This is a genomic window from Bradyrhizobium sp. CCBAU 45394, from assembly GCF_028128655.1.
Taxonomy (GTDB): Bacteria; Pseudomonadota; Alphaproteobacteria; order Rhizobiales; family Xanthobacteraceae; genus Bradyrhizobium; species Bradyrhizobium diazoefficiens.
Window position 1 is genome coordinate 93,085 of record NZ_LBIX01000163.1, and the last position, 26,490, is coordinate 119,574.

Below are 26,490 nucleotides of genomic sequence, written 5' to 3' on the forward strand. Positions count from 1 at the left end.
ATCAAAGCAAAAACGGCGCCCGAAGGCGCCGTTTTATCATCTTTCGCTGGAGCTCAGTGAGCGGTCAGGCCACCGGCGGCTTCGTCGCCGTCCGGCTTCACCGTCACCTTGGTGTCCTCTTCCCAGACGATCGGCACCGGCTTCTTCACCAACGCCCTGGCGACGACGTCGTCGAGACGGGAGACCGGGATGATCTCCATGCCGCCCTTGATCGCATCGGAAATCTCCGTGAGATCCTTGGCGTTGTCCTCGGGGATCAGCACCGTCTTGATGCCGCCGCGGGCAGCAGCCAGCAGCTTCTCCTTCAGACCGCCGATCGGCAGCACGCGGCCGCGCAGCGTGATCTCGCCGGTCATCGCGACATCGTGGCGGACCGGGATGCCGGTCATGACCGAGATGATCGCGGTGGCCATCGCCACGCCCGCCGACGGACCGTCCTTCGGCGTCGCGCCTTCCGGCACGTGCACGTGGATGTCGCGCCGGTCGAACAGCGGCGGCTCGATCCCGTAGACGATCGCGCGCGAGCGGACGTAGGACGCCGCCGCCGAGATCGATTCCTTCATCACGTCGCGCAGGTTGCCCGTGACCGTCATCTTGCCCTTGCCCGGCATCATGACGCCTTCGATGGTCAGCAGCTCGCCGCCGACATCGGTCCAGGCAAGGCCGGTGACGATGCCGACCTGCGGCTCGCTCTCGATCTCGCCGAAGCGGTACTTCGGCACACCCAGAAGCTCTTCGAGCGACTTCTCGGTGACCTTGACCGACTTCTTCTTGGAGATCATCAGCTCCTTCACCGCCTTGCGGGCGAGTGTGGAGAGCTCACGCTCCAGGTTACGCACGCCCGCTTCGCGGGTGTAGCGGCGGATCAGCAGCAGCAGCGCGTCGTCGTCGATCGAGAACTCCTTGGAGTCCAGGCCGTGCTTGGACACCGCGTTCGGGATCAGGTGCTTGCGCGCGATCTCGACCTTCTCGTTCTCGGTGTAGCCCGCGATCCGGATGATCTCCATGCGGTCCATCAACGGTCCCGGAATATTGAGCGTATTCGCGGTCGTGATGAACATCACGTTGGACAGATCGTAGTCGACCTCGAGATAGTGGTCGTTGAAGGTCCCGTTCTGCTCGGGGTCGAGGACCTCGAGCAAAGCCGAGGACGGATCACCGCGGAAGTCGGCGCCCATCTTGTCGATCTCGTCCAGCAGGAACAGCGGATTGGACGACTTGGCTTTCCGCATCGACTGGATGATCTTGCCGGGCATCGAGCCGATATAGGTGCGGCGGTGACCGCGGATCTCGGCCTCGTCGCGCACGCCGCCGAGCGAGACGCGCACGAACTCGCGTCCGGTCGCCTTCGCGATCGACTTGCCGAGCGAGGTCTTGCCGACGCCGGGAGGTCCGACGAGGCACAGGATCGGTCCCGTCAGCTTGTTGGCGCGCGACTGCACCGCGAGATACTCGACGATACGTTCCTTGACCTTCTCCAGACCGTAGTGATCGGAGTCCAGGATAGCCTGCGCCGATTCCAGGTCCTTCTTGACCTTGGACTTCTTGTTCCACGGGATCGACAGCAGCCAATCCAGGTAGTTGCGCACGACGGTCGCTTCCGCGGACATCGGCGACATCTGGCGCAGCTTCTTCAATTCGTGCTGCGCCTTCTCGCGCGCTTCCTTGGAGAGCTTGGTCTTGGAGATCTTCTCTTCGAGATCGGCGAGCTCGTCGCGACCGTCGTCGTCGCCGAGTTCCTTCTGGATCGCCTTCATCTGCTCGTTGAGATAATACTCGCGCTGGGTCTTCTCCATCTGGCGCTTGACGCGCGAGCGGATGCGCTTCTCGACCTGAAGCACCGAGATCTCGCTCTCCATCAGGCCCAGCACCTTTTCGAGGCGCGTGGTGACCGACAGCGTCTCCAGGATGCCCTGGCGATCCGCGATCTTGACGGCGAGATGGGAGGCGACCGTGTCGGCGAGCTTGGCGAAATCGGTGATCGCCTGCACCACGCCGACGACCTCGGCCGAGATCTTCTTGTTGAGCTTCACATAGCTCTCGAAGTCGGACACGACCGAGCGTGCCAGCGCTTCCGCCTCGACCGACTTCGCATCGGTATCGGCGAGCGCAATCGCGGTCGCTTCATAGTAGTCGGCGCGATCGGTGTATTTCTGCACGCGCGCACGCTCGAGCCCTTCGACCAGCACCTTCACGGTGCCGTCGGGAAGCTTCAAGAGCTGGAGCACGCTGGCAAGCGTACCGGTCTCGTAAATCGCATCGGGCGCCGGATCATCGTCGGACGCGTTCTTCTGCGTCGCGAGCATGATCAGCGCGTCGTTCTTCATCACCTCTTCGAGCGCGCGGATCGACTTCTCGCGGCCGACGAAGAGCGGCACGATCATGTGCGGGAAGACGACGATGTCGCGCAAGGGAAGCACGGGATAAGCGTGCGTTTCGCCATGGACGATGGTTGGCCTGGGTTTTGGATTAGTCATGGCCTTTTCCTTTTGCTTTGCCCCCTTGCACGCAGCCCGCCATGCTCATGCGCAACCGCCACAAGGTGCCGAGGTGATCCACAAAACCAGTCTACCATTCCAAGGTTGGACCGGGCTTGCCGGATCGGAACTGAGGCGAATCTTGAAGAGAATTCACGCTCGCCGCCGACATTAGGTGGCTATCGACCGGGGGGGTGTCAAGTCATTGAAAAACGCGCGCCATCAGGCGCTTACGCACACGGGTAAGCGACGCTAACTCGGCTGCGGAGATACATTCCGCAGCCGTCACTTCTCAGGACGATTGGAGCGTTCCAGCGCCGCAAATCAGGCGCTGGCGTTCTCGACGGCGCGATCGGATCGATCGGCGTAGATGTAGAGCGGACGGGCCGTGCCTTCCACGACTTCGCGGGAAATCACGACTTCTTCCACACCTTCCAGACCCGGCAGGTCGAACATGGTCTCGAGCAGGATCGCCTCGAGGATCGAACGCAGGCCACGGGCGCCGGTCTTGCGCTCGATCGCCTTGCGGGCGACCGCGCCAAGCGCCTCGTCGGCAAAGGTCAGCTCGATGTTCTCCATCTCGAACAGGCGCTGGTACTGCTTCACAAGCGCGTTCTTCGGCTCGGTCAGGATCTTCTTCAGCGAGGTCTCGTCCAGATCCTCGAGCGTCGCCACGACAGGCAGACGGCCGACGAACTCGGGGATGAGACCATACTTCAGGAGATCCTCAGGCTCGACGTGACGGAAGATCTCGCCGGTACGGCGGTCCTCCGGCGCGAGCACCTGGGCGCCGAAGCCGATCGAGGTCGACCGTCCGCGTGCCGAGATGATCTTCTCGAGGCCGGCGAAGGCGCCGCCGCAGATGAACAGGATGTTGGTGGTATCCACCTGCAGGAACTCCTGCTGCGGATGCTTGCGGCCGCCCTGCGGCGGGACCGAAGCCACCGTGCCTTCCATGATCTTCAAGAGCGCCTGCTGCACGCCCTCACCCGACACGTCGCGCGTGATCGAGGGATTGTCGGACTTGCGGCTGATCTTGTCGATTTCGTCGATGTAGACGATGCCGCGCTGGGCGCGCTCGACATTGTAGTCGGCGGCCTGGAGCAGCTTCAGGATGATGTTCTCGACGTCCTCACCGACATAGCCGGCTTCGGTCAGCGTCGTTGCGTCCGCCATCGTGAAGGGCACGTCCAGGATGCGGGCGAGCGTCTGCGCGAGCAGCGTCTTGCCCGAACCGGTCGGACCGATCAGCAGGATGTTCGACTTCGCGAGCTCGACGTCGTTGTGCTTGGTCTGGTGGTTGAGGCGCTTGTAGTGGTTGTGCACCGCGACCGACAGGACCTTCTTCGCGTGGCTCTGGCCGATCACGTAATCGTCCAGCACCTTGCAGATTTCCTTCGGCGTCGGAATGCCGTCGCGCGACTTGACCAGCGAGGACTTGTTCTCCTCGCGGATGATGTCCATGCAAAGCTCGACGCACTCGTCGCAGATGAAGACCGTGGGACCCGCGATCAGTTTGCGGACTTCGTGCTGGCTCTTGCCGCAGAACGAGCAATATAGCGTGTTCTTGGAGTCGCTCGTGCCGACCTTACTCATTCATGTCTCCGTCCGCGGTTCGATCCCGTTCCGCTCGATCGCTCCATCCCGACACACCGGTCGGTATGAAGTTCAAATAGAGCAAATTCCGTACCAAAAAAGACCCTACGCGCTACATCCCGTGCGAATCACGGTCACTCGATTCTCCCGCGATCATAGCGGATCATTCGTAGCCAACCATGCTGTCACCCGACTATCAAGAATTCGCTAATCGGGGGTCGCCGGCTACCCGTGACAATACCGTGATTTCAGGTCTTGGCACGGGCGAAGTGATCGAAATCACCCCGGCGTTGCTGGATTGCCACGAAAAACAAGCACGAAAGCGGAACTTTCTGCTTGTCGCAGGGCGCAAAACAGCGTTTTGCAGTGCGCACACGAGTCCTAAACGTGAACGCTCCCCTGAAGGTACCCGGGCGCCCCCGAGGGACGCCGCTACCGACCGGTAGTGCTACTGGGTCTTCGCCGCCGCCGGCTCTTCGGCGCGCTTGTCGATGACCCTGTCGACCAGGCCGAACTCCTTGGCGTCGTTGGCGGTCAGGAACTTGTCGCGTTCCAGCGCGTCCTCGATCGTCTTGTAGGTCTGGCCGGTATGCTTCACGTAGATCTCGTTCAGCCGCTTCTTCAGGTTCAGGATCTCCTGCGCGTGCAGCATGATGTCGGTGGCCTGGCCCTGGAAGCCGCCGGAGGGCTGATGCACCATGATGCGCGCGTTCGGCAGCGAGAAGCGCATGTCCTTCTCGCCGGCGGCGAGCAGAAGCGAGCCCATCGAGGCCGCCTGCCCCGTGCACAGCGTCGAGACCGGCGGGCGGATGAACTGCATGGTGTCGTAAATCGCAAGGCCCGACGTCACCACGCCGCCCGGCGAGTTGATGTACATCGAGATTTCCTTCTTCGGATTTTCCGCTTCGAGGAACAACAGCTGCGCGACGACCAGCGTCGACATGCCGTCCTCGACCGGACCGGTCAGGAAAATGATGCGCTCTTTCAGCAGGCGCGAGAAAATGTCGTAGGCGCGCTCGCCACGGTTGGTCTGCTCGACCACCATGGGCACGAGGTTCATGTAGGTTTCAACCGGATCGCGCATGAGTCACCTAGGGTTTTCGGAGGCGGACATCGCCACTCTTGGCTGCCAGTCTGGCTGGATTTGCCGGAAGGCCGATGGACGCCCGTGATGCAGGAAGTTGGTAGCGGTAGAAGTTTGGGTACAGGGTGTACCGACAGATATAGCCCAATTCGCGCCAGACAAGTGCGGAGCGAATTAAGGCTTAATCCGCCGGGCACTTGAAGCTGATTCTCGCAAGAAGGCCCAGCCAGCCACATGGCTAGCCGGGCCCTTCCGCTGATCATCCTTAATAGAAGACTGTCTCAAAGCCTTCAGGCCGCGGTCTTTTCCGCCTCATCGTCCTTGTAGAGGTCCTCGCGCGAAACCTTCTTCTCAGTCACGTTGGCGAGCTCGAGGATGAAGTCGACGACCTTGTCCTCATAGATCGGCGCACGAAGCTGGGCCAGCGCCTGGGCGTTGCTGCGGTAATAGTCCCAGACTTCCTTCTCGCGGCCGGGCATCTGGCGGGCCCGCTCGATCACGGCGCGGCCGACCTCGTCGTCGGTCACGGTGATCTTGTTCTTCTCGCCGATCTCGGAGAGCACGAGGCCGAGGCGCACGCGGCGGTCGGCGATCTTGCGGTACTCTTCCTTGGCGGCATCTTCGGTGGTGTCCTCGTCGGCAAAGGTCTTGCCGGCCGAGTCCATCTCGGCCTTGACCGAGTTCCACATCAGATTGAACTCCTCGTCGACGAGCGAGGGCGGCGCCTCGAAGCGATGCGCCTCGTCGAGACGGTCGAGCAGCGCGCGCTTGACGCGCTGGCGCGTCGCACCGGCGAACTCGGCAACCAGACGCTCGCGCGCGGCTTCCTTCAGCTTGTCCAGCGATTCGAGGCCGAGCGTCTTGGCGAACTCGTCATCGATCGCAATGTCCTGCGGCGCTTCGATCGAGGTCGCGGTGGTCTCGAACTCGGCCGGCTGGCCGGCGAGCTTGTCGTTCATGTAGTTCTTGGGGAACGACACTTTCAGCGTGCGCGTCTCGCCCGCGCCGATGCCGGTGAGCTGCTCCTCGAAGCCGGGGATGAAGGTGTTGGAGCCGATGACGACCTGGATGCCCTCGCCGGTGCCGCCCTCGAAGACTTCGCCGTTGATGGTGCCCTTGAAGTTGATGGTGACGCGGTCGCCCGACCCGGCCTTGGCGCCGTCGGCCTTCGCGGCATAGCCGCGGTTGGTGTCGGCGATGCGCTTGATCGCCTCGTCGACGTCGGCGTCGGTAACGTCAGCCACGGGCTTCTCGACCTGGAAAGTCTTGAAGTCGGCGAGCGCGATCGACGGCACCACCTCGATCGCGACGGTGTAGGTCAGATCGGTCTTGCCGCTCAGCAGCTCCTCGACCTCGGCCTGCTCGGACGGCATGGTGATCTTCGGCTCGGTCGCGAGGCGGAAGCCGCGCTCGGAGAACAGCTGCGTGTTGGTGTCGCGGATGGTCTGGTCGATGGTCTCGGCCATCACCGAGCGGCCATAGACCTTCTTCAGATGAGCGACCGGCACCTTGCCGGGACGGAAGCCGTTGATGCGGACCTTGTCCTTGAGGTCGACGAGCTTGGCGCCGGCCTTGGCGTCGAGATCAGACGCGGGAACGCTGATCTTGAACTCGTGCTTCAAACCTTCCGAGAGGGTTTCTGTGACCTGCATGGCGTCCAATCTTCTTCTCGTTCGGCCCCGGCACGCATGCGTCGGGACGCTGTCATTAATCGATCCAACGCGAGGCAAACGCCTCAACGCCGGTGGTTCATCAGAGCCCTGCTCCAGACGGAAAACATCCGCACGAAGCGAGGCCCTTCGGTAATCCGTGCAAACGCTGAAAGCGCTTGGTGCGGGCGGAGGGACTCGAACCCCCACAACTTTCGTCACTGGAACCTAAATCCAGCGCGTCTACCAGTTCCGCCACGCCCGCGTGAATTTGCATCAAGACCGGCCGCGATGCCGCGGGCGGCCGGGCTTATAGCATGCGCCTGACTGTTCGCAGCAAAAAAATGGCCTGATGGAGGCAGGCTTCAAGTAGGCACGATGGCTGGACTTATCCAGCGCGGCGTGGTCCGGATCGGGCCATGAAACCGCGGATCTTTCACCCGAGCCGACGCGAGGTTCTGGTTGGCCTCGGAGCCTCGGCTGCGGGGCTGATGGCCGGCGGCGCAGGTCCGTCCGTGACCGCCCAGATCGCCCTTCAGGCGAGGCCGGCAACGCTGGCTCTGAAGCCGGGGCAGCCGCCCACACCAATCTGGGAGCTGGCCGCCGTAAGCCATACCAGGGGCGTCCATCTCAAGCGCGGCGACCGCTGCGAGGTGGTGTTCCGCAACGACCTGCCTGTGCCGCTTGCCCCAGTCTGGTACGGCCTCAACGGCCCGGCTGCGGCGGACCCGCTGCGAGGACGCGCGCCGACGGCGCCGGATGCGACTGAAACTTCAATTATTTCAATATCAAACGCCGGAACCCTGCTGACCGACTTTCGCCTCTTCGAGGACGGCCTGAAGCAGCCGGCGCGCCCGCTTCCGATCATCGCGGAGGAGACGAGCCGCATCGCCGTCGATCGTGACGAAGTCCTGCTGATCGAGGAATGGCGCCTGCGGCCGGATGGGACCGCGCTGCCCCCGGGCCGCGACCCCAAGGACACGGCCCCGCTCTACACGATCAACGGGCAGACTTCATGCGAGCTCTCAGCCGCCGCCAATGAGCGGCTGCGGCTGCGCTTTATCAATGGCTCCCAACGCACTGTCCTCGCAATCAAATTGGAGAATCACGAGGTCCGCGTGATGGCCCTGGACGGACAGCCGGCCGAGCCGTTCCCGGCGCGCAACGGCGCGTTGGTGTTGGCCCCGGGCGGACGGGCCGACGCCTTTGTGGACGCAGCCACACCGGCCCAATTTCTGCTGCATGACGGCAAGGAGGCCCGCCCGATCGGAAACCTCTCGATCTCCGGCAGACTGGAGCGGCGCGCGCCGCTGTTGCCACCGCAGCCGCTCCCTGCGAATGCCCTGCCCGACCAGCTCGATCTCAAAGGCGCCCTGCGGTTCGATGTCGCGCTCGGTGCACCCGATACCGGTTGGACGCGGCCTGCGGATTTCTCCACCTCCTCGGCGCCCGCCTTCCGCGCCAGGACCGGCCGCACCGTCGTGCTGACCCTCAAGAACCCCGCCCCGATCACGACTGTCTTCCACCTGCACGGCCATCCCTTCCGCCTGCTCGACAAGCTCGACGACGGCTGGAAGCCCTACTGGCTCGACACGCTCGCGATCGAGTCCGGCCAGACCCAGCGCATCGCGTTCGCGGCGACCTCGCCCGGACGATGGCTGATCGAATCCGTCGTGACCGACTGGGCCGCGCCGCGGCTGGTGCGCTGGTACGCGGTGGAGTGAGGTTTCGTAGGATGGGTAGAGCGCAGCGAAACCCATCGCCATCACGCCGAGGTTTGAGATGATGGGTTTCGCTGCGCTCTACCCATCCTACCCGCCGGAGCGAGCAGCTCAGTACTCGATCCCCAGCGCGTTATAAATCCGCCGGTGCACGGCCGGCAGGGTCTCGGTCAGGTCCTCCGCGATCAGCCCCGGCCCCGCCTCGCTTGCCGCCTCGCCATGCATCCACACGCCGATGCTGGCGGCTTCGAAGGCCGGCACGCCCTGCGCCAGGAGCCCCGCGATGATGCCGGAGAGCACGTCGCCCGCACCCGCCGTGGCGAGCCAGGGCGGCGCATTGGCGGCGATGGTGGCGCGGCCGTCCGGCGCGGCGATGGTGGTATCCGGCCCCTTCAGCAGCACCACGGCGCCGGAGCGTTCGGCGGCGGCGCGGACGCGCTCGAGCTTGGAACGGCCGGGGTGCTTGTTGCTGAGATCGGAGAACAGGCGCGGAAACTCGCCCTCGTGCGGCGTCAGCACCACCGCATTGTCGTGCGAGGCCTTGATCGATTCGAACAGGCGCTCGGGATTCGCGGCAAAGCTCGTCAATGCATCAGCGTCCAGCACCAGATGCCGCTGCGCGCCAAGCGCGGTGTGGACGAAATCGCAGGTGCGATCGCCAACGCCTGTACCGGGGCCGATGATGCAGGTGTTGTAGCGCTTGTCGCCGAGCAGCTCGCCGAACTCGATCGCGGTGTCGACGGGGCGAACCATCACCGCGGTCAGCGCGGCCGCATTGATCGCGAGCGCATCGCGCGGGCTCGCGAGCGTCACCAGGCCCGCGCCGGACCGCAACGCGCCGCGCGCGGCGAGCCGCGCCGCGCCGGTCGCGGCGGCATCGCCCGAGACCGCCAGCACATGCCCGCGTGCGTATTTGTGGCCGTCGATCCGCGGCACCGGAAAGGCCGCGCCCCAGAAATCCGGGTCGTTCTCGAAGGTCTGCGGCCTGATCTCGTCAAGCACCTGTGCGTCGATACCGATATCGGCAACGCGCACGCGGCCGCAATGCATCCGCCCCGGCAGCAGCAGGTGCGCCGGCTTCTTGCGGAAGAACGTGACGGTCTCGGTGGCGTTGACCGCGGCGCCCAGCACGGCGGCACTGGTGCCGTTGATGCCGCTCGGCAGATCGACCGCGAGCACCAAGGCACCATTGGCGTTGACGGCCTCGATCATCGCGCGCGCCTCGCCGTCAACGGGGCGGCTGAGACCCGCACCGAACAGCGCGTCGATGATCAGCGCGGGCTTTCCGATCGCCTGCGGATTGAACGGGAGCACCGGGTGCTTCCAGCCGCGTGCGGCGGAGGCCGCGTCGCCCTGGAGCTGGTCGCGCTCGCACATCAGGATCACCGAGACCTCGCGGCCCTGGGCGGCGAGCTCGGCGGCTGCGACAAAACCGTCGCCGCCATTGTTGCCGGGGCCGGCCACGATCAGGATCGGCCCCTCCTCCACCAGCGCGTTGGCGGCCTCCGCGACCGCCTGGCCCGCGCTCAGCATCAGCTTGAAGCCGGGCGTGCCGGCCGCGATCGAGAGCTGGTCGGCGCGCTGCATTTCGGCGTTGGTCAGAACTTCCATGCCACTTCCCTGTACAAACGCCTCTTCAACAGGCATCTTCGGTGCCGATCCGACCGCCGGAACGCCGATTTGCCCACAGATTGAACCGTTTGCCTATTTCGTAGTCTTCGGTATTTTGGGCCGGTCGGCTCCACCTATCAGAGATGCTCGTTAAAAGGCTGATAACGCTCCAATAATCAGGGCATTTGCAACTTGGCATAGACCCTGCTTTCGAGGAAGCCGCTTCGGTTCGTCGTGCTCACTGACATCTATCAGGGTGTGGCCGGCCGTTGGTGCCGGGCTGGTCAGGGATCCCGGCATAGCGAAGACAAGATCGTGCGTGAGAAAAGCGCATCCTGACGAAGACGTTGCTATTTGATCGAAATGCCGGGAGGCGCGCAGTGAAGAAAATCGAAGCCATCATCAAGCCGTTCAAGCTCGACGAGGTGAAGGAAGCGCTTCAGGAAGTCGGCCTTCAGGGCATCACCGTCACCGAGGCCAAGGGCTTTGGCCGGCAGAAGGGACACGCCGAGCTTTACCGCGGCGCAGAATACATCGTCGACTTCCTGCCCAAGGTGAAGATCGAGATCGTGATCGGCGACGATCTGGTCGAGCGCGCCATCGACGCGATCCGCCGCGCTGCGCAGACCGGTCGCATCGGTGACGGCAAGATTTTCGTCTCCAACATCGAAGAGGCGATCCGCATCCGAACCGGCGAATCCGGGCTGGACGCTATCTGAGCCGGGTGCTATCCCGCATTTTGCGACACTCTGACAAGAAATAAGGCTGCTTCGGCGGCCCGAATTCGTTTGTGCGGTCGCGCGCGAACTCGCCAAAAGCGAGAATAATCCTGCTCATCTGGAAACCGACCCGCAGAGCCAAAAGGGGTATGCATGAAGACCGCCAAAGACGTCCTGAAATCGATCAAGGACAACGACGTCAAGTACGTCGACCTGCGCTTCACCGATCCGCGCGGCAAGTGGCAGCATGTGACGTTCGACGTCAGCATGATCGATGAAGACATATTTGCCGAAGGGACGATGTTCGACGGCTCCTCGATCGCCGGCTGGAAGGCGATCAACGAGTCCGACATGTGCCTGATGCCGGATCCGGTGACCGCGACGATCGATCCGTTCTTCGCCGAGACTACCATGGTCATCACCTGCGACGTGCTCGAGCCGACCACCGGCGAGCCCTACAACCGCGACCCCCGCGGCATCGCCAAGAAGGCGGAAGCCATGGTGAAGTCGATGGGCGTGGGCGACACCGTCTTCGTCGGCCCCGAAGCCGAGTTCTTCGTGTTCGACGACGTGCGCTTCTCCTCCAGCCCCTACAACACCGGCTTCAGGCTCGACTCCTCGGAGCTGCCGACCAACACCGATACGGAATATGAAGGCGGCAATCTCGGCCACCGCGTCCGCACCAAGGGCGGCTACTTCCCCGTCCCGCCGCAGGACTCGGTGCAGGACATGCGCTCGGAAATGCTCGGCGCCATGGCCAAGATGGGCGTCAAGGTCGAGAAGCATCACCACGAGGTCGCCTCCGCCCAGCACGAGCTCGGCATGAAGTTCGACACGCTGACGCTGATGGCCGACCATCTGCAGATCTACAAATACTGCATCCACCAGGTCGCCCACATCTACGGCAAGACCGCCACCTTCATGCCGAAGCCGGTCTATGGCGACAACGGCTCGGGCATGCACGTGCACCAGTCGATCTGGAAGGACGGCAAGCCGGTGTTCGCCGGCAACAAATATGCCGACCTGTCGGAGACCTGCCTCCACTACATCGGCGGCATCATCAAGCACGCCAAGGCGATCAACGCCTTCACCAACCCCTCGACCAACTCCTACAAGCGTCTGGTCCCGGGCTATGAGGCTCCCGTGCTGCTCGCCTATTCCGCGCGCAACCGGTCGGCCTCCTGCCGCATCCCCTACACCGCTTCGCCGAAGGCCAAGCGTGTCGAGGTGCGCTTCCCGGATCCGCTCGCCAATCCCTATCTCGGCTTCGCCGCGATGCTGATGGCCGGCCTCGACGGCATCAAGAACAAGATCGATCCGGGTCCGGCGATGGACAAGGACCTCTACGACCTGCCGAAGGAAGAGCTGAAGCAGATCCCGACGGTGTGCGGCAGCTTGCGCGAGGCGCTCGAGAACCTCGACAAGGACCGCGCCTTCCTCAAGGCCGGCGGCGTGTTCGACGACGACTTCATCGACAGCTACATCGAGCTGAAGATGACCGAAGTCGAGCGCTTCGAAATGACCCCGCACCCGGTCGAGTTCGACATGTACTATTCGGGCTAAGCGGCCCGAACTGTCTGCGACAAGCAAAAGGCGCTCCGCGAGGGGCGCCTTTTCGTTTTGGGGCGCCTCGTCGCCGATCCAGTCACCATGTCGCTGTAAAAGCCCGCTGCAGCTCGGCCGGAGCCGTGACGCCGCTCGCGATTAGCAATTGGGTGAGAACCCGTGCCTTCTGGGGATTGAGGTCCTCGGACACGACGAAGCCGTTCTTGTCATCGTCGACCTCGACATTGCGGGTGACGAAGCCAGACCGAACCCGCGTGGAACGGACGACGAGGATCCCTTTCTTCGCGGCCGCTTCGAGCGCATCGAGCGCCGGCTTCGACGTATTGCCGTCACCGACACCGGCCAGCACGATGCCTTTGGCGCCGTGGGAAATGGCGTCCTCGATCGGAACGGCGTCCATGTTGGCATGCGAGTAGACGATCTCGACCCGCGGCAATTGCTCGCCTGCCGGGAGCTGATAGGCCGCGCGCTTGAGACCGGCAGCCTGGGCCATGAAACGGATGCCGCCCGCGGTGTCGACATAGCCGATCGGCCCGCCGTTGGGAGAATTGAACGTCTCGATGCTCGTGGTGTTGGTCTTGGTGACCGAGCGTGCTCCCTCGATCTTGTCGTTCAGCACGGCCATGACGCCGCGACCGCGGGATCGGGGATCGGCGGCCACCTGGACCGCTTCGTACAGATTGCCGGGGCCATCCGCGCTGACGGCTGAAGCCGGACGCATCGAGCCGACGATGACCACCGGCTTGTCGCCACGCACCACATTGTCGAGAAAGAACGCCGTCTCCTCGAGCGTATCCGTGCCGTGGGTCACGATGACGCCGTCGGCCTCGTTCTTGTCGAAGGCCTCCTGAATGCGACGGGCCAGCGCAAACCAGACCTTGTCGTTCATGTCCTGGGATCCGATCGACGAAATCTGTTCGGCGTTCAGCTTTGCCAGCTTGTCCAGACCCGGCACCGACTGCATCAATTGCTCGCCCGTGATCTGGCCCGATTTGTACGCACCGGTCGCACGCGCGTCAGCCTGGCCTGCGATGGTGCCTCCCGTCGCAAGCACGAGAATGCGCGGCAGGCCTCCGGCCGAAGCGTCCTTGCCCGGCTCCGCAGCGTGCGCCGCTGCGCCGATGCCGCCGGACCAGAGCGCAAAAGACAGCAGTGGAATGGCAAGCATGGATGTTCGACGTTGGCGACAGCTGGCTGGGCTGGCGGTAGGCTTCGTCATCGAATTGTCCTCCCGTTCAAGTAGGGATCGACATTCGATACGCCCATTGAGGCCGAAGATGGGTCAGCCTGCTGCTTTCCCTATGGGTTGTCCCGCCGCGGCATAAAATGATCGAGCAAACCCGTCGGTAGCGGAAAGACGACGGTCGACGACCGTTCGCCCGCGATGTCGTGCAGGGCCGCGAAGTAACGTAGCTGCATCGCCTGCGGCTCCTGCGCGAGAATCCGGCCGGCCTCGACGAGCTTTTCGGCGGCCTGCTGCTCGCCCATCGCGTTGATCACCTTGGCGCGCCGCAACCGTTCCGCTTCGGCCTGCTTGGCGATCGCGCGCACCATGGTTTCGTTGAGATCGACGTCCTTGATCTCGATCCCGGTGACCTTGATGCCCCAGACGTCGGTCTGCTTGTCGAGGATCTCCTGGATGTCGGCGTTCAACCTGTCGCGTTCGGCAAGCATCTCGTCGAGCTCGTGCTTGCCGAGCACCGAGCGTAACGTGGTCTGCGCGAGCTGGCTGGTGGCGGCCATGTAATCGCCGACCTTGATGATGGCCCGCTCGGGGTCGACGATGCGGAAATACAGAACGGCGTTGACCTTGACGGAGACGTTGTCCCGCGAAATCACGTCCTGGGGCGGGACGACCTGCACCATCACCCGTAGATCGACCTTTACCAATTGCTGCACGACCGGAATGAGGATGATGAGGCCCGGGCCCTTCACGCCGGTAAAGCGACCGAGCGTAAAGACGACGCCACGCTCGTATTCACGCAGGATTCGAATAGCCTGGGAGAGGAACATGATGACAAGCAACGCGAGCGCCGCATAGGTCAGATATTCCAGCATCATGATGGATCTCCCTCGCCTGTTCGGGCTGGTGCGCGCCGTATCAGCAGCGTCAGGTCGACGACGTTTGCGACTTCGACCGTCTCTCCGGGCTTGAACGTTTCGGCGCCGCGCGCCTGCCAGCGCTCGCCATGGGCGAAGACATGACCTTCGCTCCCACGCCAGTCGAGAACCTCGGCGGGCAAGCCTCGCATGGCCTGCGCGCCGACCCGTTCAGGAGCGTTGGCGGCACGCCGCAGCGAACCAAGCACGACGAGCGCAAAGCCGGTGAACACAGTTGCAGCGATGCCGATTACCCACCACGACAGGTGGTAGCCGGGCGCCTCGACCCTGAAAAGCATCAGCGCTCCCAGCACGAAAGCGACGATCCCTCCGAGACCGATCACCACCGTCGGATTGAAGGCTTCGACAGTGAGAAGCACTATGCCGACCAGCATCAGGGCAAGCCCGGCATAGTTGATTGGCAGCAAATTGAGCGCATAGAGGCCGATCAACAGGCAGATCGCGCCGACGACTCCCGGAGCGACGGCTCCGGGAGACATGAACTCGAAGATCAGGCCGTAGATGCCGACCATCAGGAGAATGAACGCCACATTCGGATCGGTGATGACCGCCAGGAAGCGGGATATCCATCCGGGGTCGATGGCTTCAACGACCGCATCCTTCGTCGCGAGGCGTTGCGTTTTGCCGCCTGCAACCTCCACCACGCGGCCATCGAGTTGCCTCAGCAATTCGGCCTGATCGCGCGCGACGAGATCGATGGCATGGGCCTCTAGCGCGCCGTTGGCAGAGAGAGTGGCGGCCTCACGGACCGCTTTCTCCGCCCAGTCCACATTGCGGTTGCGCAGCTCCGCAAGGCTACGGATGAATGCAACCGCATCATTGGTCACCTTTGCCGTCATCGCATCCTTGGGCTGATCCTTCTCGCCCTGCTGGTCACCGTCCTTCTTGTCCTTGCCGCCCTTGTCCGGTGTACCGCTCGGCAGACCCGGCAGCGGTCCGCCAATCTGCACCGGCGTTGCTGCACCAATATTGGTGCCCGGTGCCATCGCCGCGATGTGGGTCGCATAAAGGATATAGGTCCCCGCGCTCGCCGCGTGGGCGCCGGAGGGAGCGACGTAACCGACGACAGGGACGGGCGAGGCCAGCACATCCGCGATGATCTCGCGCATGCTGGAATTGAGTCCGCCGGGAGTGTTGATTCTCAGAAGCACGACCTCGGCGCGCCGTTCGCTTGCGTGGGCCAAGGCCTCCTTCACGTAACTGGCCGACGCGGGGCCAATGGCCCCGTCGATCGAAACAATCAGTGCAAGACGGCCGTTCTCCTCTGCTGAACTGGGAAGGAGGCAGCAGATCAAAGCCACGACGCCAATCGCCGTAACGAGGGCCGCCTTCATGGTCTGCACGGCAGGGCTCCCTTGCAGAGCATATGGTGTTCGTCTCTTGAACCTCAATGCAGCCGTGTGCAGGCCCTTGTCTGATTGTGCGATGCAATGGAAATCGCCCCGCGGATCGGTTGAGCAGGGCGGTGGCGGACCATGCCTTGGGGACCATGCCTTGGGCTGATCCGCCCGCGCACTTGGCGGCTACGGCCTCGCGATCCGCACCCCGTCCGCTCCGATCGCGCCGAACGTACTCGCGATGATCTCGCTCGTCGGCTGCATGCCGCCGAGCGACCAGTGCGAAGGCTCCTGCTCCTCGATCCTGACCCAGACGTTGCGGCGGAAGTCCGGACTGCCCTGCCCTTCGACCTCGACCAGGAGGTCGGTGACGCGTTCGAGCAGCGTTTTCTTCTGTGCGGCATCCAGGATGCCGCGGACGGTGGATATGGTGACGTAAGGCATGTCTCTCTCCAATCATGTCGTGTGACGACAGAGCGAATTTGGACCCGGTGCCCCGGGCAGGGCAGTGGCGGATCAGCCAGAGATCGGGCAATTTCCGCCACGCATCGCTGGCGCCGATCGGTTAGGGTCGCCAGTGGCTGGCAGGAGATCCCATGAAGCTCGCAGTTCTGGCGCTGGAAGGTTGCATGCATTCGGCGATCTCAGGCGTCGCCGACGTCCTGTCGCTCGCCAATCACGTCATGCAGCAGAGCGGCGAAAAATCCCGCTTCACCTGGAAGACGCTGTCGCTCGACGGCAAGGCGGTGCGCGCCGGCGGCGGCCAGACGGTCGCAGTCGACGGCGCGATCGGCAAGCGCGCCGGCTTCGACGCGATCCTCGTCCCCGGCAACCTCGTCGATCACGTCACGGCCGAGCGCCTGCGGCCGCAATACGTCCGTGCCGGCGCCTGGCTGCGGCAACAGCACGCCAACGGCCGGCTGATCGGCGCCTTTTGCAGCGGCGTCTTCCTGCTTGCGGGAGCGGGCCTGCTCGACAACCGCCGCGCCACCATCACCTGGTGGCTGCAAAGCGAGCTTCGGCAGCGCCATCCCGCGATCGACCTCGCCCCGGACGCCGTCATCACCAGCGCGGACCGCGTCGTCTGCGCCGCCGGCCCGATGTCGTGGGTCGACCTCCTGCTCAGGCTGATCGAGATGGTCGACGGCAAGCAGATCGCAAAACTGTGCGCGGACTACGTCGTCATCGACACCGCACAGCGCACCCAATCGATCTTCATGCCCGTGGGCTACCTGCTCTCGCAGGACCCGCTGCTGACCAGGGCCGACCTGCTGGTTCGTCGCACCGGCAAGAGCCCGATGACGGTCAAGCGCCTTGCCGGCGCGCTCGGCCTCAGCGAGCGCACGCTGAACCGGAAGTTTCAGGAGCTCACGCACGAGCCGCCACAAGCCTTCATCATGCGCCGCCGCGTCGAGCACGCGCGCACGCTGCTGGAGACGACGACGCAGCCGATCAAGACCATCGCGCGCACGACAGGGTATGAAGACGAGAGCAGCTTTCGCAAGGCGTTCCGCAAGCTGACGTTGATGTCGCCGCAAGCCTATCGCGCGCGGCGGATGGAGCGGGCGGCGTAACCGCTGACCAAGAGTGTTCGACCCAGCTTAGCGCCTTGTTCGCCCGGCAAATCCACCACTGCGGCGATAGTGCTCTTAACTCTGCTCCAGCCGACGCCGCGAGCAGATCGCGGCCGAGCAATACCGTAATACGCAGTAATCGAACTCGTCTCAGAAAGATGCAGCCATCCTCGCGCTAGAAACAGGTCGCGCCATGAGGTGGATCAACGAGTTGGCGCGACTTTTCTGATGTAATGATGTTTGAAGAGTTGACCCGCGCCACCGGATCGAAGCCGAAGGGAGGCGACATTGACGAGTTCCCCTGACCGATACGGTACTGTTCCCCAGTTCCTCCACTGGGCGACGGTAGTTCTGGTGATCGTTGCGTGGACGCTCGGCATATTTGGCGATGACTTGCCCAAGGGTGGCGCGCGCGAGACAGGCCTGCTTGTTCATGTTTCCGCCGGCCTGTTGATCTTGGCCGCATTGATCATGCGGCTGGTGTGGAGGGCGGCCGTTCCGCCGCCGCCTCCCGAGCCAAACGAATTCCGCAGATGGCTTGGCGCCTTCGCCGACCCATCCGCCCGTCTTTTTCATTATACGCTCTACGCCTTGCTCGTTGTCGTTCCGGTCGCTGGGATCGTTACGCAGTTTGCGCGTGGCGAGGCGTTGCCGCTGCTCGGCATCTACGAAATATCATCGCCATGGATACGAGATAGAGCCTTCGCGCATTCGGTCAAGGAGATCCACGAAATTGCGGCCCACGCGCTTGTATTCGTCGCGTTCTTTCATGCTGGCGCAGCTCTGATCCATCATATCGTTTTTCGCGACAATACGCTGAACCGCATGCTACCTCGCGGCAAATGATGGCGTACCACGGGTACCGCAACATCCTCGGCGAGTGATGCAACGATCGAGGCGGCGGCGAACCAACGTGCTATTTCTGGACCTTTGTGGCGCCGCATGAACCGTGGTGGATCGGCATCGTTGTGATTTCGGATCAACGTCGGAGGAACAGCCATGCGACGTCCAACCATTGCTGCAGCGCTGTTGTTTGCTGCCCTGAACCATCCCGCGTTCGCTCAGACGGCATCTGATCACGAGGGCCATCATCCGGGATCGGACCAAGCAGCGGCACCCGCGCAAACGACGCCCCCCGCAAGCCCGTCCGGAGAGCGACAAGGCATGATGGGTGGTGGAGACATGATGGGTCGCGCGATGAAGGGGCGCAGCACGATGGGCGTGGACGCGATGGGGCCTCCCATAATGTTCCGCATGATGTTTGCGCTTATGGACTCCGACGGCGACGGAGCCATCTCGTCGGCGGAGTTTCAGGCAGCCCACGAGCGAATTTTCAAGGCAATGGACAGCAATAAGGATGGCAAACTCACGCCGGAAGAGATGCAAGCGTTCCTACAAACCAGAAGATAGGCTGACTATCCGCCAAACGAGCTATCCCCCAGGAGGACCTCCGAACGGGGGTCCCGGATCGGCGCTTCGCTTGTCCGGGACACGAACGTGATCTACGCCGTCGCGCGCTGCCGCTCCACCAGCGCTGCGCCAAACGCCTCGAACAGCTTCCGGTTGATCGGATTGCGCTGAGGATCGTATTCGGCGTGCCATTGCACGCCGAGCGCGAAGGTCGGGGCTTCCGCGATGCGGATGGCCTCGATGGTGCCATCCTCGGCGACACCTTCGATCAGCACGCGCTTGCCGGGATCGAGGATGCCCTGGCCGTGCAGAGAATTGACCCGGATCTTCTCACAGCCCAGCAGCCGTGCGAACGCCCCGCCCGGCGTGAGGTCGACATCATGGCGGTCGGCGAACACCACGGTCGGATCGGGGTGGATCTCGCCGTTCTCGAGCCGGGGCATGCGATGGTTCATGCGGCCCGGGATCTCGCGGATCTCGGGGTGCAGCGAGCCGCCGAAGGCGACGTTCATCTCCTGGAGGCCGCGGCAGATGCCGAACAGCGGGATGCCGCGCGCAACGCAGGCGACGGAAAGCGCCAGCGCCACCTCGTCGCGGTGGATGTCGTAGGGCTCGTGCTTCTCGCAAGGGTCTACGTTGAAGCGGGTCGGATGGACGTTGGCGCGGGCGCCCGTTAGGACGATGCCGTCGACGGTATCGAGCAGCGCACCGATGTCGGTGACGTCGGGCGAGCCCGCAAACATCACCGGCAGGCCGCCGGAGACCTCGGCCACCGCACGCAAATTGCGCTCGCCGACCATCTGGACCTGAAATCGATTTTCGACGCGATGGGCGTTCCCGATCACGCCGACGACCGGCTTTCTCATCTTCCGTTTCCGACCTCCCCCGTAAGAAGATTCTCCAAACATGCCCTTCCGATGGAACAAATTCAACCGAAGGGATTGCGGGACGGCAATGCTATTTTCGCGCCTTTGGCGCCGCGTCGGCCCACTTTCGCGCCCCGGCGTCGGCCAAAGCAGGCCCGCCGAGGCGTCAAACCGGTGCATAGCCTCGGCTTGATCCCAGGTAAGATTTGGCGAAAGAGTGCGCTCTGCGGCCTTCCCAAAAGGAGACGACGTGACAATTTCCCGAGATGAACGACCCCGGACCCGCAGCGACCTGGCCTGGGCCATCTCGGTCGGCGGCATCAGCGTCGTGCTGGTCACGGCGCTGCTCGCCTTCACCTGGTATTTTGCCGCCACCCTGCTCCTGATCTTCACCGGCATGCTGCTCGGCGTCGGCCTCAACGCGCTGACCAATGCACTCGGCCGCCGCGTGCACCTGCCGCACACAATGCGGCTTGCGATCGTCTGCATCGCGCTGGCCCTGATGCTCGCGGGCGTCGCCTATCTCGGCGGCGCCACCATCGCCGAACAGGCCTCGCTGCTCAGCAAGACCATCAGGTCGCAGATCACCAACGTGAAGTCCTTTCTCGACACCCACGGTATCGACACCAGCTTCTTCGATTTCGGCAACGCCGCACCCGCCGCCTCCACCGATGCAGGGTCGACGCCCACCCCAAACACGGCCCCGCGCGGCAATTTGCCGGGTGCAGGCGCCCTCGCGTCCAGCGGCGGGGCGATCGTGAGCCAGACCTTCAAGCTGCTGCTTGGCACCATCAGCGCCGTCGGCAACATCTTCATCGTGCTGTTTCTCGGGCTGGCCTTCGCTGCCCAGCCCAGCGTCTATCACGACGGCCTGCTGTTCCTCGTGCCGGCCAGGCACCGCACGCGGGCTACGCTCATCGTCGACCGCATCAGCGAGACGCTGGAGCGCTGGCTGATCGCGCAGATCATCGTCATGCTGGCAGTCGGCGTGGTGACCTGGATCGGGCTGGCCATCATCGGTATCCCCGGGTCGTTCATCCTGGGAATCCAGGCCGGCCTCCTCGCCTTCATCCCAACCGTCGGCGCCATCATCGCCGGCGTCGTCGTGGTGCTGGCGAGTCTCGCCTCGGGCTGGATCCCGGCGCTATCCGCACTGATCCTGTTTCTCGGCGTGCATGCGATGGAGAGCTACGTGCTGACGCCGCTGCTCCAGCGGCAGGCGCTGGACATTCCGCCGGCCACGCTGTTCGCGTTCCAGATCCTGCTCGGCGTCGTCTTTGGAATCTGGGGCCTGGCGCTGGCGCTGCCACTGGTCGCCATCGCCAAGGTCATGATCGACCATTTCAAGACCTATGAGGCGCCGCCCCTGGCAGAGGCGGCTTGAGGTGGCTCAGGTCGTCAGCACAGTCTCGGTGTGCTCGACCTCCGGGGGCGCAGCAAAATACTGGCCGACGAGGCCGCGCCATTCGGTGAAGTTCTCGGAGCCGCGGAAATCGACGGTGTGGTTCTCCAGCGTCGCCCATTTCACCATCAAGCGATAGCGCTGCGGCTTCTCGATCGACTTGTGCAGCTCGAAGCCGTGAAAGCCCTTGGAGCGGCCGAACGCGGCCTTGGCCTTGGCGACAGCGGCCTCGAAATCCTTCTCGCTGCCCGGCTTGACGTCGATTTGCGCGATCTCGGTGATCATCGGCTTCCACCCTCCTTGTTTGACGGGCGTGTCTACCGCACCCCGCCCAAAAGAAAAAGGCGCCGAAACGGCGCCCTGGCTGGCCGGAAACCGCAGGTCTCTCAGGCGAACAGCAGGACGGTGCCTGCCACGATGAGCGCGCAACCGACGAACAGCGCGAGCGGCCAATAGCTGCGGCGCTGCTGCGTGTAGCGTCCCTGGGCACGGCGCTCGGTGATCAGCGCCGTCTCATATTCCTCCGCGGTCGAGAACAGACAGGCGAAGCCGCCTCGCGCCGAGGCGGCTTGAGCTTCGAGCGACATCAGGGCGGCCTGCGGGGTCTGTCGACGGATCGATTCCATGACCGGAATGGTAGGGATCGAATGGTAAACAAGGAATTATCGCAGGGCCCTTTGCCTCAAGCCGTGGCCGGACGCGCCTGCGGCGCGCCGATCCGCGCGGCGCTCTGGCGGCGCCAGTTCTCCAGCGACAGCGGCAGCTCCTCCGCGGCCTCGACGCGGTTACGGCCGCCGCGCTTGGCCTGGTAGAGTGCAGTGTCGGCCGAGGCCAGCAGCACCTCGAGCTCGGTACCGGCCGGACCGCCGGCGACGCCAATGCTGACGGTGGTGTCGACCGGGCCGTCATCGACCACGACGCCGGAGGTCTCGAAGGCTTCGCGCACGCGCTCGGCAACCAGCACGCCCTCCTCCAGCGAACACGGCAGCAACGCCGCGAATTCCTCGCCGCCGATGCGGCCCGACATGTCGGTGATGCGCAGATTGCTGACGACCACGGTCGAGAACAGTTTCAGCATCTCGTCGCCGGCGGGATGGCCGAAGCGGTCGTTGATCGACTTGAAGTGGTCGATGTCGAAGATCATCACGGTCACGGGACGCCCGGCCTTGGCCTCGCGCTCGATCACGCGGCCGCAGGCTTCGGAGAAGCCGCGGCGGTTGAGCATACCGGTCAGGGGATCGGTGGACGCGGCGGTCCGGTGCGCGGTGACGGTGCGCTCCGAGACCAGCATGAAGATCACGAACACGGTGCCGACGGCATAGAGCACGAGCTCGACCGCGAACACGGTGACCCAGATGCTGCTGGAGAAGCCGGCATCGTGCGGGCGCAGGAAGCTGCCGAGCAGGATCGGCAGCATCAGCACGCAGCCGTGCATCACCGGCACCACGAAGGCCGGCCAGCGCCGTTGCAGGCTCTTGCGCCGCTCGACCCAGAGCTCGCTTGCGGTCAGCGCGGCATAGACCGAGACGATGCCGGCGCCGATGATCATGCGCAGCATGGACGCCGCGGGATCGAGCAGCGTCACGGCAGCGGCCCATGCGAACGCGCCGAGCACGAGGCCGGGCCAGTTCGGCTTGCGACCGTGGAAGACGCGCGCCGCGTTCCACACCATGCCGCAGGCGACGAAGCCGACGGCATTTAACGCCAGATAGAGATGCGGCCCCAGCCTGTCGCCTGCCGCCGTCCACAACGCGACCGAGGCCGCGCCGAGGAGATAGGCGGTGCCCCACCATTTCAGCGCAGGACTGTTCTCCTGCCTGCCGAAGAACACCATCATGGCGCCGAGCAGTGCGGCGACCATGGTGGCAACCAAATAGAGCGTGATGCTATCGAGCGACATCATGTCGGCCCCCTTGAAAACATAGCAGTTACGCGACCGGCCCAGCCGATTTGCGCGCCCTTCCAAAGGCGACGCTAAGTTCCCGCGGGTTCCATTCAGGTTTTCACGCGGCCCCAACTTTTCGGGAAACACGTCGTCAATTTGCATACAAACGAACAACAAAAAGGGCGCTGAAATCAGCGCCCTTTTGCATCTCATTGAAGCCGCTTTCGCGGCGAATGTGACCGAAGCGATTAACGCTTCGAGAACTGGAAGGACCGGCGGGCCTTGGCCTTGCCGTACTTCTTGCGCTCGACCACGCGGCTGTCGCGGGTGAGGAAGCCGCCCTTCTTGAGCACCGTGCGCAGCTCCGGCTCGAAATAGGTGAGCGCCTTGGAGATGCCGTGACGGACGGCGCCGGCCTGGCCGGACAGACCGCCGCCGGCGACGGTGCAGATCACGTCGTACTGGCCGGAACGCTGGGCCACGGAGAACGGCTGCTCGATCATCATGCGCAGCACGGGACGCGCGAAATAGACCTCGACCTCACGCGAATTGACCGTGACCTTGCCGGCACCCGGCTTGATCCAGACGCGGGCGACCGCGTCCTTGCGCTTGCCGGTGGCATAGGCGCGGTTGAACTTGTCGACCTTCTTCTCGTGCTTGGGCGCGTCGGGCGCGGCCGCCGTCTTGAGCTGCGAGAGCTGGTCGAGCGACTGAATGGATTCGGCCATGTTATGCGGCCCTCGTGTTCTTGCGGTTCAACTTGGCGATGTCGATCTTCTCGGGCTGCTGCGCCTCGTGCGGATGATCGGCCCCGCCGTAGACGCGGAGGTTACCCATCTGCACGCGACCGAGCGGACCACGCGGAATCATGCGCTCGACGGCCTTCTCGAGCACGCGCTCGGGATGCTTGCCCTCGAGGATCTGGCGCGCGGTGCGCTCCTTGACGTGGCCGACATAGCCGGTGTGCTTGTAGTAAGTCTTCTGCTCGCGCTTGCGACCGGTAAGGACCGCATGCTGCGCGTTGATGATGATGACGTTGTCGCCGCAATCAACGTGCGGGGTGTAGGTCGGGAGGTGCTTGCCGCGCAGGCGCATGGCGACGATGGTGGCGAGACGGCCGACGACCAGACCCTTGGCGTCGATCAGCACCCACTTCTTCGTCACCTCAGCCGGCTTTGCCGAAAAGGTTTTCATATCGGAGTTTCCGTGGACGGGAGATATCGGCGCGAACACCGCACCGGACTGCGCGGTTTTCTAGAGAAGAGACGCGCAACGGTCAATGCCCGAAGACGGAAATTACGCTCGTAAAATCAACAGCTTAAAAATATGGTGCTATATTACCCGCAAAAAGCTCAAACATTTGGAATGGAATAGGTCGAGGTGACATGGGCGATCGGATCGGGCGAGGTGCCGGACAAGAGGTTCACTTCCCCGACCGCCAGGCGCTTGCCGAGCTTGAGCAGCCGCGCCTCGGCCAGAACGTCCTGGCCGGGCTGGCCCTTGCGCAGGAAGTTGATGTTGAGATTGGTGGTGACCGCGAGCCCGATCGGCCCGATCGCGGACAGAAGCACCACGTACATCGCAAAATCGGCGAGCGCCATCAGCGTCGGGCCGGACACGGTTCCGCCCGGCCGCAGCATCCTTTCGCTGTAGCGCTGGCGCAAAAGGCAGGTCTGGCCGTCCGCGCTCTCGATCGTGATGTCGCCGCCACTGAAGGCCTGGGGAAACTCGTCACGGAGAAACTGCTCGACCTCCGCCACGCTCATTTTCGCTAACGCCATGCCACCCCCACCCTCGCTTCAGGTCCGCTGTTACATTAGGTTATCTGCATCATCCAATTGCAATAATCCAACTGGAAACGCTTCGATGTCCGTCCAGCCCGCCCGCCCCCCCTTCCCGGAACCGCCGATCCTGCTGCGGGAGATCGTCGGCACCGTCGCCGTGCTCACGCTGAACCGCCCCGCCGCGCGCAACAGCCTGTCGGAGGCGATGATCGGCCAGCTGCATGCGAGCTTCAACGCAATTGCCGAGGACAAGCGCATCCGCGCCGCCGTCATCGCCGCCAACGGTCCGGCCTTCTCCGCCGGCCACGATATGAAGGAATTGACCGCGCGCCGCAGCGACCCCGATCGCGGCCGCGCATATTTCGCCGCGATGATGAATTCCTGCAGCGCGATGATGCAGGCGATCGTGCACCTGCCAAAGCCCGTGATCGCCGCCGTCCAGGGCATCGCGACCGCCGCCGGCTGCCAGCTCGTCGCAAGCTGCGATCTCGCGATCGCCTCGGAGGACGCGAAGTTCGCCACGCCCGGCGTCGACATCGGCCTGTTCTGCTCGACGCCGATGGTGGCGCTGTCGCGCAACGTTCCGCGCAAACAGGCGATGGAGATGCTGCTGACGGGCGAGCCTGTCACGGCCGACCGCGCCCGCGAGATCGGCCTCGTCAATCGCGTGGTGCCCGCCGGCACCGAACTCGGTGCCGCGATCGAGCTCGCGCAACAGGTCGCACTCAAATCGGCCTATACGGTCAAACTCGGCAAGGAGGCCTTCTACCGTCAGGCCGAGATGAGCCTTGCGGACGCCTATCGCTATGCGGCAGAGGTGATGACCGAGAACATGATGGCGCGCGACGCCGAGGAAGGCATCGGCGCCTTCATCGAGAAGCGCCCCCCGACATGGCGGGATGAATAGCGACGTTTCACACACCGTCATTCCGGGCGATGCGGAGCATCGAACTATGGTGCGCAATTGCGCACCTGAGAATCTCGAGATTCCGGGTTCGGCTCTGCGAGCCGCCCCGGAATGACGAACGAAAGAAAAAGATGAACCACGACGCCTATCCCGACAATTACATCCGCGCCATCCTCAACAGCGTGAAGTCGATCGCGATGGTCGGCGCCTCGCCGGTCAATGTGCGGCCGAGCTATTTCGCGTTCAAATATCTGGCGCAGCGCGGCTATGACATGATTCCGGTCAATCCCGGCCATGTCGGCAAGGAGCTGCTCGGAAAACCCTTCGTCGCCTCGATGTCCGACATCGGCCGTCCCGTCGACATGATCGACATCTTCCGCAACTCCAGTCACATCATGCCCGTGGTCGAGGAAGCGCTGACGCTCGATCCGCTGCCGAAGGTGATCTGGATGCAGCTCGGCGCGCGCGACGACGTCGCGGCGGCGAAGGCGGAAGCGGCCGGTATCAAGGTCGTGATGAACCGCTGCCCCAAGATCGAATATGGCCGCCTGTCGTCCGAGATCTCCTGGATGGGCGTCAATTCGCGCACGCTCAGCTCCAAGCGCGCGCCGGCGCCGACGCAAGGTATGCGGCTCTCCCTCAATCGGATGAGTGTCGGCGGTGGCGATACCGCGGCATCCGATCGTGCCGCCAAAAACAAGAGCGAGCAAAGCTGACGCAATTGCGAACGATTCGTTTCGCGAACGCGACAATACGCAGAACGATCGTTCCGATGTGAAGC

General features: G+C 63.7%; 25 protein-coding genes and 1 tRNA gene. 9 read left to right on the forward strand and 17 right to left on the reverse strand.

The features are described from left to right. Nucleotides 1–53: 53 nt before the first annotated feature. From lon to WN73_RS21155, 5 genes are all read right to left on the reverse strand, one after another. Nucleotides 54–2,477: an endopeptidase La gene (gene lon, locus WN73_RS21135; RefSeq protein WP_011087707.1), complete on the reverse strand. Its 2,424-nt coding sequence runs from the start codon at nucleotides 2,475–2,477 to the stop codon at nucleotides 54–56. A gap of 324 nt (nucleotides 2,478–2,801) precedes the next feature. Further along, nucleotides 2,802–4,073: an ATP-dependent Clp protease ATP-binding subunit ClpX gene (gene clpX, locus WN73_RS21140; protein ID WP_008547851.1), complete on the reverse strand. Its 1,272-nt coding sequence runs from the start codon at nucleotides 4,071–4,073 to the stop codon at nucleotides 2,802–2,804. 448 nt (nucleotides 4,074–4,521) lie between these two features. Next, on the reverse strand, nucleotides 4,522–5,157 hold the full coding sequence (locus tag WN73_RS21145) for an ATP-dependent Clp protease proteolytic subunit (RefSeq protein ID WP_011087708.1): 636 nt from the start codon (nucleotides 5,155–5,157) through the stop codon (nucleotides 4,522–4,524). A 290-nt stretch (nucleotides 5,158–5,447) separates the two neighbouring features. After that, nucleotides 5,448–6,809 carry a trigger factor gene (gene tig / locus WN73_RS21150; RefSeq protein WP_028171688.1) on the reverse strand — a complete coding sequence of 454 codons (1,362 nt, stop codon included), beginning with the start codon at nucleotides 6,807–6,809 and terminating at the stop codon, nucleotides 5,448–5,450. 177 nt (nucleotides 6,810–6,986) lie between these two features. Further along, nucleotides 6,987–7,071, reverse strand: a tRNA-Leu gene (locus WN73_RS21155). Nucleotides 7,072–7,225: 154 nt separating this feature from the next. Here WN73_RS21155 and WN73_RS21160 point away from each other — a divergent pair. After that, nucleotides 7,226–8,530, forward strand: coding sequence for a multicopper oxidase domain-containing protein (locus WN73_RS21160; protein ID WP_271554624.1), 1,305 nt, complete (start codon nucleotides 7,226–7,228; stop codon nucleotides 8,528–8,530). Nucleotides 8,531–8,638: 108 nt separating this feature from the next. Here WN73_RS21160 and WN73_RS21165 read toward each other — a convergent pair whose 3' ends face one another. Further along, complete coding sequence (locus WN73_RS21165; protein WP_271554625.1) at nucleotides 8,639–10,138, reverse strand: NAD(P)H-hydrate dehydratase; 1,500 nt, start codon at nucleotides 10,136–10,138, stop codon at nucleotides 8,639–8,641. A gap of 380 nt (nucleotides 10,139–10,518) precedes the next feature. Between WN73_RS21165 and WN73_RS21170 the strand changes: the two genes are divergently transcribed. Both WN73_RS21170 and glnA read left to right on the forward strand, forming a co-directional pair. Beyond that, entirely contained in the window at nucleotides 10,519–10,857 is a 339-nt protein-coding gene (locus tag WN73_RS21170; RefSeq protein ID WP_007603495.1) for a P-II family nitrogen regulator, read from the forward strand. 153 nt (nucleotides 10,858–11,010) lie between these two features. Then, nucleotides 11,011–12,420 (forward strand): type I glutamate--ammonia ligase, encoded by a 1,410-nt coding sequence (gene glnA / locus WN73_RS21175; RefSeq protein WP_011087712.1) that lies wholly within the window; start codon nucleotides 11,011–11,013, stop codon nucleotides 12,418–12,420. A gap of 82 nt (nucleotides 12,421–12,502) precedes the next feature. Here the strand turns inward: glnA and WN73_RS21180 are convergent, their stop codons facing one another. The 4 genes from WN73_RS21180 to WN73_RS21195 all read right to left on the reverse strand — a co-directional run bounded on the left by WN73_RS21180 (nucleotide 12,503) and on the right by WN73_RS21195 (nucleotide 16,325). After that, complete coding sequence (locus tag WN73_RS21180) at nucleotides 12,503–13,591, reverse strand: asparaginase (RefSeq protein ID WP_236842067.1); 1,089 nt, start codon at nucleotides 13,589–13,591, stop codon at nucleotides 12,503–12,505. A 131-nt stretch (nucleotides 13,592–13,722) separates the two neighbouring features. Next, nucleotides 13,723–14,484, reverse strand: a complete 762-nt coding sequence (locus WN73_RS21185; protein ID WP_271554626.1) for a slipin family protein — start codon at nucleotides 14,482–14,484, stop codon at nucleotides 13,723–13,725. After that, nucleotides 14,481–15,887: an NfeD family protein gene (locus WN73_RS21190; RefSeq protein WP_271554628.1), complete on the reverse strand. Its 1,407-nt coding sequence runs from the start codon at nucleotides 15,885–15,887 to the stop codon at nucleotides 14,481–14,483. Before WN73_RS21190 ends, WN73_RS21185 begins: the two co-directional genes overlap by 4 nt. Nucleotides 15,888–16,067: 180 nt before the next feature. Then, entirely contained in the window at nucleotides 16,068–16,325 is a 258-nt protein-coding gene (locus WN73_RS21195) for a tautomerase family protein (protein ID WP_011087716.1), read from the reverse strand. Between the two features lie 152 nt (nucleotides 16,326–16,477). On the opposite strand from WN73_RS21195, the gene WN73_RS21200 reads away from it, so the two are divergent. The 3 genes from WN73_RS21200 to WN73_RS21210 all read left to right on the forward strand — a co-directional run bounded on the left by WN73_RS21200 (nucleotide 16,478) and on the right by WN73_RS21210 (nucleotide 18,865). Further along, entirely contained in the window at nucleotides 16,478–17,455 is a 978-nt protein-coding gene (locus WN73_RS21200; RefSeq protein ID WP_060912441.1) for a GlxA family transcriptional regulator, read from the forward strand. Nucleotides 17,456–17,743: 288 nt separating this feature from the next. Continuing rightward, entirely contained in the window at nucleotides 17,744–18,301 is a 558-nt protein-coding gene (locus tag WN73_RS21205; protein ID WP_028171681.1) for a cytochrome b, read from the forward strand. A gap of 153 nt (nucleotides 18,302–18,454) precedes the next feature. After that, entirely contained in the window at nucleotides 18,455–18,865 is a 411-nt protein-coding gene (locus WN73_RS21210; RefSeq protein WP_271554634.1) for an EF-hand domain-containing protein, read from the forward strand. Between the two features lie 92 nt (nucleotides 18,866–18,957). Here WN73_RS21210 and WN73_RS21215 read toward each other — a convergent pair whose 3' ends face one another. Continuing rightward, nucleotides 18,958–19,731, reverse strand: coding sequence for a gamma-glutamyl-gamma-aminobutyrate hydrolase family protein (locus WN73_RS21215; protein ID WP_271554635.1), 774 nt, complete (start codon nucleotides 19,729–19,731; stop codon nucleotides 18,958–18,960). A gap of 250 nt (nucleotides 19,732–19,981) precedes the next feature. Between WN73_RS21215 and WN73_RS21220 the strand changes: the two genes are divergently transcribed. After that, nucleotides 19,982–21,115 (forward strand): AI-2E family transporter, encoded by a 1,134-nt coding sequence (locus WN73_RS21220; RefSeq protein ID WP_038966312.1) that lies wholly within the window; start codon nucleotides 19,982–19,984, stop codon nucleotides 21,113–21,115. A 6-nt stretch (nucleotides 21,116–21,121) separates the two neighbouring features. On the opposite strand, the gene WN73_RS21225 is transcribed toward WN73_RS21220, so the two are convergent. The 6 genes from WN73_RS21225 to WN73_RS21250 all read right to left on the reverse strand — a co-directional run bounded on the left by WN73_RS21225 (nucleotide 21,122) and on the right by WN73_RS21250 (nucleotide 24,799). Next, nucleotides 21,122–21,418, reverse strand: coding sequence for an antibiotic biosynthesis monooxygenase family protein (locus tag WN73_RS21225; protein WP_025036647.1), 297 nt, complete (start codon nucleotides 21,416–21,418; stop codon nucleotides 21,122–21,124). 101 nt (nucleotides 21,419–21,519) lie between these two features. After that, on the reverse strand, nucleotides 21,520–21,759 hold the full coding sequence (locus WN73_RS21230; protein ID WP_038966313.1) for a hypothetical protein: 240 nt from the start codon (nucleotides 21,757–21,759) through the stop codon (nucleotides 21,520–21,522). A 56-nt stretch (nucleotides 21,760–21,815) separates the two neighbouring features. Then, the gene (locus WN73_RS21235) at nucleotides 21,816–23,036 is read right to left on the reverse strand and encodes a GGDEF domain-containing protein (RefSeq protein WP_271554640.1); all 1,221 of its coding nucleotides are present in this window, start codon (nucleotides 23,034–23,036) and stop codon (nucleotides 21,816–21,818) included. Between the two features lie 230 nt (nucleotides 23,037–23,266). Further along, nucleotides 23,267–23,746 (reverse strand): 30S ribosomal protein S9, encoded by a 480-nt coding sequence (gene rpsI / locus WN73_RS21240; RefSeq protein ID WP_011087725.1) that lies wholly within the window; start codon nucleotides 23,744–23,746, stop codon nucleotides 23,267–23,269. Nucleotide 23,747: 1 nt separating this feature from the next. Further along, the gene (gene rplM, locus WN73_RS21245; protein ID WP_011087726.1) at nucleotides 23,748–24,212 is read right to left on the reverse strand and encodes a 50S ribosomal protein L13; all 465 of its coding nucleotides are present in this window, start codon (nucleotides 24,210–24,212) and stop codon (nucleotides 23,748–23,750) included. Between the two features lie 158 nt (nucleotides 24,213–24,370). Further along, a complete protein-coding gene (locus tag WN73_RS21250) occupies nucleotides 24,371–24,799 on the reverse strand; it encodes a PaaI family thioesterase (protein WP_011087727.1) in 429 nt (142 codons plus the stop codon). Nucleotides 24,800–24,884: 85 nt separating this feature from the next. On the opposite strand from WN73_RS21250, the gene WN73_RS21255 reads away from it, so the two are divergent. Then, nucleotides 24,885–25,709: an enoyl-CoA hydratase gene (locus tag WN73_RS21255; RefSeq protein ID WP_028171675.1), complete on the forward strand. Its 825-nt coding sequence runs from the start codon at nucleotides 24,885–24,887 to the stop codon at nucleotides 25,707–25,709. 131 nt (nucleotides 25,710–25,840) lie between these two features. Beyond that, nucleotides 25,841–26,425, forward strand: coding sequence for a CoA-binding protein (locus WN73_RS21260; RefSeq protein ID WP_028171674.1), 585 nt, complete (start codon nucleotides 25,841–25,843; stop codon nucleotides 26,423–26,425). Nucleotides 26,426–26,490: the final 65 nt, after the last annotated feature.

Bases quoted from the DNA above. Each gene is read 5' to 3' on its own strand.
- lon (WP_011087707.1), bottom strand. From the start codon at position 2,477: ATGACTAATCCAAAACCCAGGCCAACCATCGTCCATGGCGAAACGCAC.
- clpX (WP_008547851.1), bottom strand. From the start codon at position 4,073: ATGAGTAAGGTCGGCACGAGCGACTCCAAGAACACGCTATATTGCTCG.
- WN73_RS21145 (WP_011087708.1), bottom strand. From the start codon at position 5,157: ATGCGCGATCCGGTTGAAACCTACATGAACCTCGTGCCCATGGTGGTC.
- tig (WP_028171688.1), bottom strand. From the start codon at position 6,809: ATGCAGGTCACAGAAACCCTCTCGGAAGGTTTGAAGCACGAGTTCAAG.
- WN73_RS21160 (WP_271554624.1), top strand. From the start codon at position 7,226: ATGAAACCGCGGATCTTTCACCCGAGCCGACGCGAGGTTCTGGTTGGC.
- WN73_RS21165 (WP_271554625.1), bottom strand. From the start codon at position 10,138: ATGGAAGTTCTGACCAACGCCGAAATGCAGCGCGCCGACCAGCTCTCG.
- glnA (WP_011087712.1), top strand. From the start codon at position 11,011: ATGAAGACCGCCAAAGACGTCCTGAAATCGATCAAGGACAACGACGTC.
- WN73_RS21180 (WP_236842067.1), bottom strand. From the start codon at position 13,591: ATGCTTGCCATTCCACTGCTGTCTTTTGCGCTCTGGTCCGGCGGCATC.
- WN73_RS21185 (WP_271554626.1), bottom strand. From the start codon at position 14,484: ATGATGCTGGAATATCTGACCTATGCGGCGCTCGCGTTGCTTGTCATC.
- WN73_RS21195 (WP_011087716.1), bottom strand. From the start codon at position 16,325: ATGCCTTACGTCACCATATCCACCGTCCGCGGCATCCTGGATGCCGCA.
- WN73_RS21200 (WP_060912441.1), top strand. From the start codon at position 16,478: ATGAAGCTCGCAGTTCTGGCGCTGGAAGGTTGCATGCATTCGGCGATC.
- WN73_RS21210 (WP_271554634.1), top strand. From the start codon at position 18,455: ATGCGACGTCCAACCATTGCTGCAGCGCTGTTGTTTGCTGCCCTGAAC.
- WN73_RS21215 (WP_271554635.1), bottom strand. From the start codon at position 19,731: ATGAGAAAGCCGGTCGTCGGCGTGATCGGGAACGCCCATCGCGTCGAA.
- WN73_RS21225 (WP_025036647.1), bottom strand. From the start codon at position 21,418: ATGATCACCGAGATCGCGCAAATCGACGTCAAGCCGGGCAGCGAGAAG.
- WN73_RS21230 (WP_038966313.1), bottom strand. From the start codon at position 21,759: ATGGAATCGATCCGTCGACAGACCCCGCAGGCCGCCCTGATGTCGCTC.
- WN73_RS21235 (WP_271554640.1), bottom strand. From the start codon at position 23,036: ATGATGTCGCTCGATAGCATCACGCTCTATTTGGTTGCCACCATGGTC.
- rpsI (WP_011087725.1), bottom strand. From the start codon at position 23,746: ATGGCCGAATCCATTCAGTCGCTCGACCAGCTCTCGCAGCTCAAGACG.
- rplM (WP_011087726.1), bottom strand. From the start codon at position 24,212: ATGAAAACCTTTTCGGCAAAGCCGGCTGAGGTGACGAAGAAGTGGGTG.
- WN73_RS21250 (WP_011087727.1), bottom strand. From the start codon at position 24,799: ATGGCGTTAGCGAAAATGAGCGTGGCGGAGGTCGAGCAGTTTCTCCGT.
- WN73_RS21255 (WP_028171675.1), top strand. From the start codon at position 24,885: ATGTCCGTCCAGCCCGCCCGCCCCCCCTTCCCGGAACCGCCGATCCTG.
- WN73_RS21260 (WP_028171674.1), top strand. From the start codon at position 25,841: ATGAACCACGACGCCTATCCCGACAATTACATCCGCGCCATCCTCAAC.